This is a genomic window from Paraglaciecola marina (assembly GCF_004360155.1).
GTDB classification, from domain to species: Bacteria; Pseudomonadota; Gammaproteobacteria; order Enterobacterales; family Alteromonadaceae; genus Paraglaciecola; species Paraglaciecola marina.
The window spans coordinates 31,393-46,333 of sequence record NZ_SAIS01000033.1 but is presented as its reverse complement, the minus strand read 5'-3'; the positions used below and the strand labels follow the sequence as shown (position 1 = coordinate 46,333).

Annotated in this window: 6 protein-coding genes and 1 pseudogene; 3 read left to right on the top strand and 4 right to left on the bottom strand. The window is 39.9% G+C overall.

Annotated features, from left to right (window positions below; all coding sequences use genetic code 11):
- The first annotated feature begins 263 nt into the window (after positions 1–263).
- Entirely contained in the window at positions 264–1,229 is a 966-nt protein-coding gene (locus EOK74_RS19540; RefSeq protein WP_133471801.1) for an integron integrase, read from the top strand.
- Between the two features lie 10 nt (positions 1,230–1,239).
- Here the strand turns inward: EOK74_RS19540 and recD are convergent, their stop codons facing one another.
- The 3 genes from recD to recC are packed head-to-tail and all read right to left on the bottom strand — an operon-like array spanning position 1,240 to position 10,425.
- Positions 1,240–3,219, bottom strand: a complete 1,980-nt coding sequence (gene recD, locus EOK74_RS19535) for an exodeoxyribonuclease V subunit alpha (protein ID WP_133471800.1) — start codon at positions 3,217–3,219, stop codon at positions 1,240–1,242.
- A 7-nt stretch (positions 3,220–3,226) separates the two neighbouring features.
- Positions 3,227–6,958: an exodeoxyribonuclease V subunit beta gene (gene recB / locus EOK74_RS19530; protein WP_133471802.1), complete on the bottom strand. Its 3,732-nt coding sequence runs from the start codon at positions 6,956–6,958 to the stop codon at positions 3,227–3,229.
- Positions 6,959–6,990: 32 nt separating this feature from the next.
- A complete protein-coding gene (recC, locus tag EOK74_RS19525) occupies positions 6,991–10,425 on the bottom strand; it encodes an exodeoxyribonuclease V subunit gamma (protein ID WP_133471799.1) in 3,435 nt (1,144 codons plus the stop codon).
- Between the two features lie 94 nt (positions 10,426–10,519).
- Here recC and ppk2 point away from each other — a divergent pair.
- Positions 10,520–11,290: pseudogene (gene ppk2, locus EOK74_RS19520) on the top strand (polyphosphate kinase 2).
- Between the two features lie 85 nt (positions 11,291–11,375).
- Here ppk2 and pckA read toward each other — a convergent pair.
- Positions 11,376–12,998 (bottom strand): phosphoenolpyruvate carboxykinase (ATP), encoded by a 1,623-nt coding sequence (gene pckA, locus EOK74_RS19515; protein WP_239024186.1) that lies wholly within the window; start codon positions 12,996–12,998, stop codon positions 11,376–11,378.
- A 679-nt stretch (positions 12,999–13,677) separates the two neighbouring features.
- Here pckA and EOK74_RS19510 point away from each other — a divergent pair.
- On the top strand, positions 13,678–14,919 hold the full coding sequence (locus tag EOK74_RS19510; RefSeq protein WP_133471797.1) for a GGDEF domain-containing protein: 1,242 nt from the start codon (positions 13,678–13,680) through the stop codon (positions 14,917–14,919).
- Positions 14,920–14,941: the final 22 nt, after the last annotated feature.

Below are 14,941 nucleotides of genomic sequence, written 5' to 3'. Positions count from 1 at the left end.
TTTTCTCAAGGTTATCCATAAACTCTCATTTGAAACATAACAATATTAATAAGTAGCAAACACCCGTGTTTAAACACGGGTGTTTGCCGTATATATACATGAGGTTATTTTAGGCATATAGGGTAAGTTATTGCAACGAAAACGCTTTTTTTAAATCTGTGATCGGGTGATGTAGAAATACGGCGATTACACAAGATCTTGCATATATACGGGTTTAGTACTAAAACTGTAATTATATACAGTTAATTGATTGGAAAAATCTAATGAATAAATCACCGTTTTTAATTCATATTAAGGAAGTCATGTATCAGCGCAACTATGCCAAAAAGACCATAGAAAGCTACATCCATTGGATTTACCGTTTTATTTGCTTTCATAAAAAACGTCACCCAGCACAAATGGGAGATAATGAAGTTGAGGAATTTTTAAATCACTTAGTCATAAAATTAGATGCAGCCCCTAGTACGCAGGCAAGTGCCCTTAATGCATTGGTTTATCTTTATAAGGACATTATTGATAAACCGTTGAAGATAAAGCTCAACTTTGTAAAAAGTACTCGGCAGAGGAAATTACCTGTAGTGTTGACAGTTGAAGAAGTTAAAGCACTTTTCTCTTACGTCAATGCAAATAATAAACTATTAGTATCCTTACTTTATGGTAGTGGGTTGCGATTAATGGAGGCGGTTCGTCTACGGGTTAAAGATGTAGACTTTGATTTTTCATGTATAAAAATTTGGTACGGAAAGGGTGGTAAACATAGGGTTGTGACTCTAGCTCCAGAGCTTCACAAAGCTCTTCGTAGTCAAATTGTTTCGGTAGAGCAATATCTTATCTCAGATCTCACACATCCAGAATATGCTGGGGTTTACCTACCAAATAGATTACGAATGAAGTATCAAGGAGCAACTCGAAGCCTTCAATGGCAATATTTATTTCCAAGTGTAAAACTCTCTATAGATCCTGAAAGTAACCTATTGAGGCGACATCATTGCGATGAAACAACCATACAAAAAGCAGTACGAAATGCCGCCAAAAAAGCTAACATACCTAAAACAGTGACACCTCATACGTTACGCCACAGTTTTGCCACTCACCTATTACAGTCGGGTGCCGATATTCGCACCGTTCAAGACCAGCTAGGCCATGCAGACTTGCGTACCACTCAAATATATACCCATATATTACAACGTGGCGGCAACTCAGTAGTCAGCCCTTTATCTAGGCTATAAAACCGCAGCATCACACCAACCTTACCGCCAAACCGCTACCACGAACGCACTGCTGTTTAAGGCTTAGCATTAGTGCTTTTTGTTCTGCAAATAACATAAACTGCTTTCTAGCTCGGGTAAGGCCTGTGTAAATTAGCTCACGGTTTAACCCTCGCCCTTGGTTATTAGGGGTAAGTGGCGGTAAACATAAATATACTGACTCAAACTCTGAGCCTTGGCTTTTATGTATAGTCATGGCGTAAAGGGTTTCTACACTTGGTAACCGGCTTGGTAGTAACCCCCTTATTTCACCATCTGGGGTGATAAACCATACCTTAGTAAGACTAGGATTAGTTGGATCAGCCATAACTAGGCCTATGTCGCCATTAAACAGCTTTAATTGATGATCGTTCTTTGCGAGCATAACTGGGCGACCTATGTAAAAGTCTTTGCTGGTATCTATCAAGCCTTGCTTAGATAACTCATTTTCTATTAGTGCATTTAGTTGATTAACGCCCCAAAAACCATTTTTTTGAGCACATAATACTTGCTGGGTTTGTAACAGTTTAAAGCCTAGGTGAATGTCCCCTTGAGACAGGGCTTTAAGATATGCTTTGTAAACAGGTAATAGCTTAACAATTAAGGTATTAAGTATTTCGTTGGCCACAGCTTGTGTATTGGTTTGGCAGGGTTGATACCAATCTATATCGTTAAACTCTGTGCCACTTAACAGAGAAACACACTTTGCCCCCTGCCCTTTATTTATATGCTTGGCTAACTGACCAATGCCGCTGTCATCTTTAAACCTGTGACTTTTTAGCAAGGTCACTAGGTTATTTTGTATAAGACTGGTTTTAATAGACTTTGGCTCAGCCACCGTATAATTCGCTAAATCCATCAGCTCTGACAAGGTTTGCTGTAGAGGTGCCCCATACAAGTTCAGTGACTCCATTGATTCTGTAGGTGACTCGCATGCAGCGCAAATATCTGATAACACACTTCCGGTTTCTACAGAGGCTAGTTGGTCTTTATCACCAAGCAAAATAACGTGGGCGTGAGTGGGTAATGCAGCAAATAATTTAGTCATTAGTGGCAAATCAACCATAGATGCTTCGTCTAACACTAAAACATCTAAATGTAGCGGATTGCTGGCATTGGCTTTGAAGTACGGACTTTGTGGTTTAGCGCCCAATAACCTATGAATAGTTTGACATTTTTCAGGTAAATCGTTTTGTAAGTCCGCGGGGAGTTTTAGTTTAGCGGCACTGATAGACTCGGTTAACCTAGCCGCCGCCTTACCAGTTGGCGCAACCAATTGAATGTTTAGAGGTTTACCTTTGCGTTTGCTGTTTGTGGCAGCCAAGCCTTGTAGTAAAGCAAGTAAGCGAGTCACTGTGGTGGTTTTCCCTGTACCTGGGCCACCGGTAATAAAGCTTAAAGATTGGCTTACCGCCACACACACTGCCACTTTTTGCCAGTCAACTGTATTGTCTATAGGGCTAACCTGGCTAGGCTCAGTTACAAATAAACGCTTTAACAAAGTCTTGGCTTTAGGAATATCAATGTTATTGGTTACTGCTGCTTTTTTACGAATGATCGCTGCAAGTTGTGCTTCATATTGCCAATATCGCTGTAAATATACTTGGCCATTGTCAATAACTATGGGCTTGCTTACCTTTTTTTCAGCTTGGTCTTTATCTAAATCAAAGTTCTTTATGGTGTGAGCCTGTTCTAGGTAACCTAGTAGCACTGAGGTTTCTGGAAATACATACACGCCCAAAAATGGTTGGCCTAAGGTGTTTAATTCAATACATGTATGTTGTGCACCAGCTTGTGCACTTAAGTGAGCTGCAAGTAAGCAAATACAATCTCTGATGGGTTGAGGCAAGTGCTGTTCTTCGCTGTAAATAAAGTCAGCAAAGGCTAAGTCTATGGCACGAATTCTCCCATTCGCGAGCAATTGCTCTAACGCTGATTTTAACCCTTGGTTTGTGTGAATTTGCATTAACATTAGCGGCTCACCATAGATCTAATTGTCCTTGTTGGTTAGGGCTTTCTAGCGTTTCCTCTTTTTGTAACCTTGTGGCTTGCTGGGGCGTTATTGCAGTTAATTTGTCAGAAAATAAATCATCTAACTGCTCAATCAATGATTGTTCAGGTAACACAAAATACACGCCATTACCCGGTACGCTTTGGCTCATGCCCCGCAAAAACAAGTAGTATGCGCCACCAATATGTGTGCTGTACTCATAATTGGGTAACTTATAATCTAACCAGCGATGCAGGGCTAAAGTGTAAAGAATGGCTTGTAAATGGTAGTCGTGCTCTGTCATGGCTTTTTCCATAGCACCTAAATGATAATCATCGTAGCTGTCGCCCAAGTGATTTGATTTATAATCGGCTACATAAAATTTGCCGTTAAATTCAAACATTAAATCAATAAAACCTTTAATCATGCCGTTAAGTTCTTCGAACTGGTAATCTCTAACATGTTGCTTTGAATACTGGTTAATTATGCGGTTAAAGTCTTGCACCTTTACTTGATGTAATGGCATGTGAAACTCCATTTCTACTTTAACTTGCCTAGGAGCTAACTGGGCTAGGCTCAAATTAGACGTTTCAAGGGGGTCAGTATCTGTACTAAAAGGGCTCTTTAACACATCTTCTAACCAAGTCTCTAAACAGCCTTGCCACGACTCATCAATACCAAACCATGTTGCCTGTTGTTTAATCACATCAGCTAGCTGCTCTGGTTGTTGTAAGTCTATATTTTCTAATACGCCATGGAGAAACGAACCGGCATTGGCCCCTCTTTCAAAGTTAAAAGGGGTTTGTATGATTTCAGCTAAACTTGAGTCGTCAATGCCATCCTCAATTAAGATATGCTCTTGTGTGGGGTCAAGCCCTTCATCTTGTCCTGGTGATGGCATATCTAAATGCACTTGTTGGCTACTTATTGCCGAATAACTGGTTAAACGCCAAGTACGTTGCACAGGCTTAGGCAAGTGCAAAACCTGTAGCGTTTGAGACGTCCTAGTTTGATTTTTACTGGTAGCGACTGTGTTTGAAGGTTCAATTTCAACTTGTGTGAAGCTACGATAAGACACATCGCATATTTGAGTGAGTGCATCTATTTTATCGGCTATAGCGTCGTCGGTTATTGCCGGCAATTCTGCTGCTTCTGCATCATCTTTTATAAACATGAGTAGACTGCCTAGGGCTGACAGCGCAAAGCCCGACTCTTTTTTAGACTTACCTAGGCTTACATTCCAAACGCCAACACTGCAGTAATATATGGCCCGGGTTACGGCCACATAAAATAAGCGTATATCTTCTGCTAGTCTTTCAAAGTCTGCCTTCTGGAGGTTTTTATCTTGGGTTAAAAAGTCTACTTCTAGATCTTGGTCTTCGTTGTGATACAAGGCTTCTTTTGTATTTTTATAACTGCTGGCAAAGGGTATGAATACCAAAGGATACTCCAGCCCTTTTGATGAATGTAAGGTAATGATTTGCACTAGGTTTGCGTCGCTTTCTAAACGCATTTGTTGGCTATCACTTTGGTGATCTGGCTCTAGCAAACAATTCTCGTACCAGTGAATTAGCTGTGCTTCGCCAATTAACTGAATACTCTGTTGTTGCAAAAGTTCACTAAGGTGACGCAGATCTGTCACTCTACGTAAGCCATCGCTAAAGTATTGTATTAATCCTTGCTCAACATTGAAGTAGTCTAATACTTGGTTAATTGCCTTTATTATGCCGTGTTTTTTCCAAGTTTGATGCCAATACGCGCTCAGCTCTAATACTTCTTGCCAACGGGCTTCATCATTAAATAGTGCATCTAAGGCTTTATCATTTAGGGTAAATAGCTCACTTAGCAATGCTGTTTTTAATAGTCGTTCGTCTGTTGGCTGACTAAGGGCTTTTAATAACCTCAGTAAATCTAAAGCCACCTGAGTCGAAAACACACTGGTTCGAGACAAAAACACACTGGCAACATTCACCGATGCTAATGCGCTTTTAATGATCTGGGCTTCGTTGCGGTTACGGACAAGGACGCAACAATCAGCTGCTGTCACAGTTTTACCATTTAGTTGCGCTTGGCCTGTTTCAGCTAACAGCAACCAATGTGAAATCTGCTTAGCCGTGGCCAAAGCAAGTTTATCATAGGCTTCACTGGCAAGAGTGACAGGGCTTTTCTCACTTCGTAAATGTAAAAAGTCTAGGCATGGAACAGCGTCACCTTGCACTCGTAATCCCGCTAAGTTGCGCCCTGCCCCAACGGGTTGAAACGGTATATTTTCCTCAAACAAGAATCCTTTAGCGCTGCGACTAAACACCTGATTAATTGCGTTAATTAAGTCAGGGGCGGAGCGCCAATTGGTGGCTAAAGTAAAATGCTTGTCACTAGGTACCCATTGTTTAGCTTTTATGTAGGTAAAGATATCGGCCCCCCTAAAGCCATAAATGGCTTGCTTAGGGTCGCCAATCATAATCCAGCATGGTGCTTGCTCTGCTGAAATTTGACTATCATCGCTAGGTGTTCCGTAAATCCTCTGGAAAACTTCAAACTGAATTGGGTCTGTGTCTTGAAATTCATCTATCAAGGCTGCAGGAAAGTTACTCACTATAGTACTGGCTAAACCTTGTGTACTGCGGCTAGTTCCGTCTTGCACTGGGGTTTCTGACTGAAGGCGTAATGCCCGCTGCAGCCCCGCTAATAAGTCTTCAGGTGATAGCAGGTGTAACCTTTGTTTGTGAGACGCTAAGTTTGCAGACACCACAGACATAGCATGTTCACTAAAGGCTATTTTGATAGTGTTTTGACATCGGGTCAGCGCACTTTGTAATGCCTCAAAACGGCTAAAATCGAGATGAGATAAGTCCGCACTGCCCTTTTTCTTCGCTTTTTCGACTTTTTCTGGGAAAAACAAGTTCCAGCCATCTTTGTCAAAATCAATAAGCAAGATATCGCTATTACAAAATGCCTGCATAGCTTGTAAAAAAGGTAGTTTGGCCAGTTTACTGCGCCCACTAAGATTGGCTTTCGACAGCTGTTCGGTTATGTTTTCTGTCAGCCACCAATGTTTAACTTTAGCTACCTGTTCAGCATATTCTTGAGCACAGCTAATGGCAGTTTCTATGCTCATAGTTTGATTTGGCTTGGCATGTTGGGCTAATAAGCCAGAAATATTCGCCAACATACTTTGTGGTGTGGTCCATTGCTTTAGCAGTATCTCTAGCGTGTAAGGGTCTAACCTAGTTACATGCTTACGCCAATAGTCTTCTGCCGCCATTTTGAGCCATTCGGACTCATCCAAAATAAAGCTCTGCTCGTACATTGCTCCACTTTCAAAGGCATGTTCGGTAAGCGCCTTGTGACAAAAACCATGAATAGTATAGACAGCCGCTTCATCCATTTGCTTACTTGCCAAAGACAAACGCTGGCAATCTAGTTCTATATTGTCGCTTTGTTCAATAAGCTGCTGAATAAAAGGGTCGTCACTCTTTTTTGCGAAAAACGCAAGGTGAGCATCTCGAAGGCGCTGACGAATACGCTCTTTTAGCTCTCCGGTTGCTGCATTGGTGAAAGTCACCACCAAGATTTGCTCTACGCCTAAGGCTTGGCAGCCTCGCCCAAGTAATAATCTTAAATACAAATTAACTATGGTGTAAGTTTTACCTGTACCTGCACTGGCTTCTATCAAAGAAGGGCCATACAAAGGAAACGAGATTGGATCTAATGGCTGCATGTGTAACTCTTGAGACTGATTGACCTGTGTGCTCACTTATCACCTCCTTGTTCGAGTAAAGGCATGAGTAATTCTTCAGATAGCTCAGTAAAGGCGTCAAAATGAATGTTTAAATCAGGGCAAACTCTTTGTATGTGAGCATCATCTGCATCTCCTTTTGAAAAATTGTCTCCTTCAAAGGCCTTGATGGTTTTTCCTACGTCTTGGGTTTTAACCCATTGCCATGCAGCTTCAGGATAAAAATGTAATATTTGGGTATGCCCTAACTGCCAATATTTAATCCATACACTTAATTGCTCAGCTGCTTGCTGGGGCTCAATTGCAGGCAAACTGTATGCCTTGCCTACATTTAGAAAATACCCTTTATCTAAGATCACTTTGCCCCCTTGGGCACATAAAGCCAGCCATTGTAAATAAAGAGCAATTCGGTCTTTAGATCTTAATTTACCACTGCGCCAAAGTAACAAATTTGGCCCATAGAGGTGATGTATTCTCCCTGTTAGCAGGGTATCGTTTAGTGTTAGTGCTATGTCAATATTTTGCTCTTGATACATACTCGAATCTTCAAGTAAATCAGCATTTGATTGACTCAGTTCAACTATTTGTTTTGCCAAATCAGAGCTTTGTGTCATTAGCGGCCTTAAGGCAAGATCGCCAGTGTAGGCAGTTGGTAATCTACCTTCTGCCCTAAACTGCGCTATTATTGGCGCTTTTGAGTTTTGATTGGATTGGTTTACAAACTGGCTTAGCTGGTGCTGCACTAATCTATCAATCAGAATATATTTATCTAAGCCATCAAAGCCAAACGGCTCTTCATCACTACTAACCTGCCCTAGAGAATAAAAGCGAGACTGCCAGCGATGCATGATAAAAGCCTTTGCTGGGTTTTCATAAAACTGAATCAATTCATCTAAGGTTACTTGATTGGCATCCCAATCACTTTGGTTGGCGACTATAGCTTCATCAGTGCTATTTGCAGTTAGCGTATTAAAGGCATAAGGAGTCAACGGCTGGTTTGTTTGCTGTGCTATGCGTTGCTGGTTTATATTAAAACTAAACGTCTTAGGATGGCCGTACTCGTTAGCTTGTGTATCAAAGTAGGCCTTATCAAAAGGTTGCAATTTATGATGGTAGCTTAAATGAGCCAGAAGATTTTTTTCGGTTTCTTCTGCCTCTAATGACAACTGCCCTGATAAGCTAAAACCATGTTGACAATATTCTAATAACTCACTGAGTAAAATAGAGGGTGCCAGAGGGCTGTTGTCTTTTTGGCTAAAACCTTGGTAGCTAAAGTACAGTTGTTCTCTAGCAGAAAGTAAGGCTTCTAAAAATAGGTAGCGGTCATCTAATCGTCTAGAGCGGTCCCCTCGTTTTACCGGGGCTAAACGCATTAAGTCAAATCCCATTGGAACACTCTGTCTGGGGTAATCGGTATCATTTATCCCCAACAAGCAAACCATCTTAAAAGGAATACTTCGCATTGGCATAAGGGTACAAAAGTTAACATAGCCTGCTAAAAACCTTTGCCCTACGCCCTTTTCTTGAATGTTTTGCTGTAGTTCACTAACAAAAATATCTTGGTCAATATCCTCAGGAAATTGTGCAGTATGGGCAGTTAAGTTTTCTAAGGTTTCCCTTAAAATTTGTAAATCGGTCTGCTCACTTTCATCGGCCTGATACATATCCTCTAGCAAAGTTAAGCCCTGCTCTACCTTAGATTGGAGAGACTGTTGCTCTTGGCAAAACGCCAAAACTTTGAGCAATAAACCTGTGAATTGATAACACTTACCCAATGCAACAGCCTGCTGGCCTTCTATATCAGCGTAAGCAGATATATCCTCTTGCGTCCCTTGATATAACTCGCCACTTGAAATGGCATATCCAGCTAATAACCTTTGCAATCCAAACACCCAGGTATTTTGCTGTTCAGCGGGCAAATCCCAACGGGCTTTATCTTGTTTATCCCAGCCCCAGCGAACCCCAGCATCCGTTAACCAGTGCTGCAATAATTCAAACTCTTGTAATTCGATAGTGAACTTACGCTGGATGGCAGGCACTTCTAATAACGACAATACATCAGACAGAGTTATGCGACTTTGATGCAACTTCATAAGCTGTAAAAAACTTGCGATTAATGGCGATACCTGTCCTACATTTCGATCTGATATCGCAAAAGGAATAGCCAGCTCACTTTCAACCGAACCAAACACCCCTTCTATAAAAGGTGCGTAGCTGGCTACATCTGGCATCATCACTATAACATCGCCAGGGTGCCAACTTGGGTTATCTTTGAATCGCTTTAAAAGTTGGTCGTGCAGCACCTCAAGCTCTCGTACCTTAGAGTGACAGCCATGGACTTGTAACGAATTGTCGTTAAGCGCAATTTCTACTTTTGGACACTGGATACCATTTGATAATAACTCTTGTGCATCCAATTCTTGCGTACTTGCCCTAAAAGCCAGATTGTTTATATCTGTTTGAATATGCTCAAGTAAGGTTTTTGGTTGGGTCTCAATAAAACAGTCTTCTTGCTGTAATTCAAAACCAAGTAACATATCTTGGTAATCTCTACCCAGTTTCCCCCATGACGCCAACAAAGGATTACCAATATCCAGAAACTCGGCTCCTATTTGTTGTACATCTGATTTAGAAGCATGAGCTAACTCTGTTAATTTTGCTTTTTCTTGGGTTTTCTTATCTACAATATCCCCCCAATAATGCTGGCTGGGGTTAAACCAAAATATTAAAACATCTCTGGTGCTAGATAGCGCTTTTAGCACTTCTAATTGTTGTAGTGGCATTGCAGAAATACCAAATACCATAAGGGGCTTGGTCGACGTTTGCTCTTGGGAATACAGCTTCTCTAATAAGGTATCGTGAAGATTGGCACGATGAAACTGTGACTCACCTAAATGTTTACTATAAGACACCAAAGCCCGCCATAGAACAGGTTGCCATGGATGAGCCTCACAGATCCTTTGGTCATCAGTATCCGGTAGCGTATTAAAACCTGCTTCCCAGTGGTTGATCCAATCGGGTCTGTAAACTAAATATTGGTCATACACATCAGCAATTTTTGAGGCTAGCTGATACAGTTTTAAAGGCGGCGCATCCTTCAAATACTGCTTGATTGACGCAAATTTGGCATCTTCAAACTGGCTCGGCAAAATTGCCATTAATTTCCATGCCATATTGGGTTTAGTAAATGCAGATTGTTCGGGTAAGTCTTCTACATGGGCTTGATAAAGCTGCCATATAAAACTCGAAGGTAAAGGAAAATCTATGTTTGCGGCTATTCCTAGTTTTTCAGCTATTTGAATCTTTAGCCACTGAGACATACCTGGACTTTGCACTAGGACTTGATCAGCTTCAAAAACCGATTCTCCTTGGCCTGCCGAGTCTTGCAAACAGTTAATTAAACTATCTGCTAAACATTCCATTTTGTTTGACTGAATCAAATACAACATAAATAAACTAACTTTTCTTGAAGCCTTCCTTTAAGAGCTTTAGTCTATCAAAGTCTATGATTTTTAAATCGATTATTGAGATAAAAAGTTCATCATGAAGAAATCTAATTACCAAAAACATCTTGCTAAACTACAAATTGAACTTGCACACCTGCAAGAATGGGTACAACAGACTGGCCAAAAGGTAGTGGTTATCTTCGAAGGCAGAGATGCCGCTGGTAAAGGTGGAGCAATAAAAGCGATAACCGCTAAATTGAATCCTAGGGTTGTTCGCATAGCGGCGCTTAGCAAACCCACCGAGCGAGAAACCACTCAGTGGTACTTTCAACGTTATGTAGCCCACTTACCTGCTGCTGGTGAAATAGTGCTTTTCGACAGAAGTTGGTACAACCGTGCCGGAGTAGAAAAAGTAATGGGGTTTTGCACTGAGCAGCAATATCAAAACTTTCTTCACACCTGCCCTGCCTTTGAAAACATGCTAATGGATTCGGGGATCACCCTTATTAAATACTGGTTTTCGGTTTCAGATGAAGAGCAAGAAAAATGATTTCAAGAAAGGTTAACGAATCCATTAAAACGCTGGAAATTCTCTGATATGGACTTAGTGTCTCGAAGTAAATGGGCTGAATACTCTAAGGCGAAAGACTTGATGTTTGAATATACAGATACTAAGCACAGCCCTTGGTATGTTGTTGATGCCGATGATAAAAAAGCTGCGAGGTTAAATTGTATTGACCATATGTTATCTAAAATTGAATATCAGACGGTGCACTACCCTAGCGTGACACTACCAGAGGTAAACAAAACATCTTATCAACGCCCCCCAAACAATCAAAATAATCACATACCCAAGAAATACGAATAAAAAAAAGCCAACGGAATTCAAATAAATTCTGTTGGCTTAACAGTTGATGGTTGGGTATCAACTTTGAAAGTATAGCCTAAATAAATTATAAATGTGGACCTGATAAATTTAATGCTTTGCCTTCTTCGTTATCTGTAAATTTTTTAAAGTTTTCGATAAACAATTTAGCCAACTCTTGGGCTTTTGTATCCCACTCACTTGGGTCTTCGTAAGTGCTAGTTGGGTCCAGTATCTTGCTATCTACACCAGTAAGAGATGTCGGAAATTCTATATCAAAATATGGCATGGTTTTACATTCCGCCTTTTCTACTTCTCCATTTAATATTGCATCTATAATGGCACGAGTGTCAGCTAAACTAATGCGCTTACCAGTACCATTCCAGCCTGTATTGACTAAATAGGCAGTCGCGCCAGAATTTCGCATCCGCTTTTCTAACACTTCAGCATATTGTGTAGGGTGTACACTTAAAAAAGCCTGCCCAAAACATGAAGAAAATGTTGGTGTTGGATGATTAACCCCTAACTCTGTTCCTGCCAACTTAGCAGTAAACCCGGATAAATAGTGGTACTTAGCTTGTTGACTGCTTAGCCTAGATACAGGTGGAAACACACCAAATGCATCAGCGGTTAAAAAGATAACTTTTTTCGCGTGCCCTGCCTTACTTACTCCCTTAACGCGATTTTCAATATGCTCTATAGGATAAGAAACACGGGTGTTTTCGGTTCTTGAATTATCAAAATAATCTGGCACTCCATTATTTACCACCACATTTTCGAGTAAAGCATTACGGCGAATAGCGTTATAAATTTCAGGCTCTTTATTAGGATCCAAATCTATGGTTTTGGCGTAACAGCCCCCTTCAAAATTAAAGACTCCATCATCATCCCAGCCGTGTTCATCATCACCTATCAAAGCGCGATTAGGATCCGCCGAAAGCGTGGTTTTACCAGTACCAGATAAACCAAAGAAAATAGCGGTATCATCATCTTTAGATACGTTTGCCGAGCAATGCATTGATGCGATACCTTGCAGCGGTAAAAAGTAGTTCATCATTGAAAACATACCCTTTTTCATTTCACCGCCATACCAAGTACCACCGATAAGTTGCATTTTTTCTGTCATGTTGAAGGCAACAAAGGTTTCAGAGTTTATTCCAAATTCTTTAAAATCTGGGTCAGAGGTTTTAGATGCGTTCATCACTACAAAGTCAGGTTCAAAGTCATCTAACTGCTGTTCTGTTGGGCGAATGAACATGTTTTTCACAAAGTGGGCTTGCCATGCAACTTGCATCACAAATCTAACCTTTAAAGCAGTATTTTCGTTAGCTCCGCAAATTGCATCCACTACATACAAGTCACTGTTAGATAGCTGTTTTTGGCTAATGCCTTTTAAATGCTCCCAAGTTTCCATATTGATGGGTTTATTGTCATTACCATTTTCTTTGGTAGTCCACCAAACTGTATCTTTAGTGGTGTCATCTTTAACAATAAACTTATCTTTTGGAGAGCGACCGGTATACATACCAGTATCAACATTTATTGCCCCTGACTCAGTTAATGTTCCTTTTTCATATCCCGTAAGCGCCTCGTCAGTTTCGGCTATAAATAACTCATCAAAGCTTGGGTTATAAAGAATATTAGTTATGCCTGTAAGTCCCACTGATTCAAGGTGAGAACGTACTTTTTCGTTTCTGTCGCTATTTATCATGGTGGGTTGTAGTTCTGAAACCGTCATATCTTTATCCTTATTCCAATAATAATTAACTTGTATATGTCTTCACCACTGAGATAAATTTAAAATGCTCTCCTCAGGGCAATTAAATGCTGCAACGCTTAACATGTACAGTTTTTATACACAAAAAAATGATCCGAGTCAGGTAAATAGCAATATGTTTACTATAAGTGTTATGAATGTTTATGTTAGAAAATCGTTTTTCTCTGAATAATGAATCTATTTCGGGTCGCTATTAATAACCTCCAAATAAAATTTCAAAATAGCAGGCTCTTCATACACAAAATTTTCTGCGTAATAAAAAATATACCCAAGCTGTTTTATTAAGACTTAACAAAATATCTAAATCAGTATGATTAAGTGACTTTAAAGAATTAGCTCTTATAGGAACTAAAACCCCGTAAATATGGGGCTAACAAGCGCTAATAAATAGACGAAAGTATATGGAATTAGTTTTTAAAACAGCAAATCAATCAAAAATAGCTAGCTTATCGAAAGGGATAAAAGGGTATGAAACTCTAGACCGTAACAAGATCAAATTTGTTTTATATTTAATCTACACACTACTTTGACGTTAACTTTGATGTTCCTTAATTAAGGAAAAGCCAGCGCCTTACATTGTATTAATCTGCAGAATACGGATAAGAGTAAAATTATGACTAAACTTGCAAACGAAGAAACGACCCAGTCAAGGGTGGTAACACTATTTGGAACCTATGCAAGTGCAATGGCAGTGCATTTTTTAGCAGCGGCAGCACTCATCTTTACAATACGTCCAATTATTACAACCAACCTAATTTATAATTGGGGCGCAGCATTTACTGCAGTGTTAGTGCTTAGTCTTATCTTAAAGTCTATGTTTAATAGTAAAGTTTCAGACACTAAACGTAACTTCTCTAAATGGGAAAACATATATACCATAGTTAATATACTATTTAGTTTAGTATTTACCGTCGCGTACTCTTATGTTGCATATATCCAAAGCACGACACTTTTAATAACAGTGACTCTCATCTTAGTGATGCAAGTATCTTGTTTAATTGTCCTAAGCCTTAATTCTAGAAAAACAATTCTTGGTATAAGTTTACCCATAGCACTGCCATTTTGTGGGTCACTTGTTTACTTTACGCCTTCTTTTGGAAATGAATTGGCAGTGAGTTTAGGCCTATTCACTTTGATATTTTTAGCGCTAACTTTCAACATTAATCGGGTCTTCAACATTGCTGTAGAATCTAATCAAAAACTGACTAAAGAAGTTAAGCAAAACGAACAACTAAGGATAAAATTAGAAAGCAATTCATTTATTGACCTAGCAACAAACATTTATAATCGTCGCTTCTTTGATTTAATGATAGATGAAAAAATTAGACGGGCTAAACGTGTAGGTAATAACTTAAGTTTAGCTATTATCGAGCTTGATTTCTTTGATGAATATAGAGCTCATTATGGTCAAGAAAAAGCGTCTAAATGCATGCAACGTATCGCCAATATTTTAAGTAATGCTACTCACAGAGGCGGAGAATATATGACTTGTTTTGACGATAATAAGTTTGCTCTCATTGCATCTAACGTCCCCACTAAAGAGGCCGTTGCTTTCACGGGAAAAATGAGACAACTTATTGATGAAGCAGACATTGAACACCGTATATCTGGGGTAGATAATGTTGAAAAAATCACTGTTAGTGTGGGTATTTCTGAGTTTCAACCAGGTAACATCATCGATGTTGACGAAATAATTTTACAAGCATTATTCGCTGTGGAAACTGCGCACACTTTAGGCCACAACAATATTCAAGTATACGATTACAAAAATATCAAAACTTCGAGTGCTAAAAATACTGCATTTAACAGCTCTACTAAGCCCTATTTAGTATCAGAACGACCACGCTCTGCCTAACCGCACAAGCCTCCGCTGACAC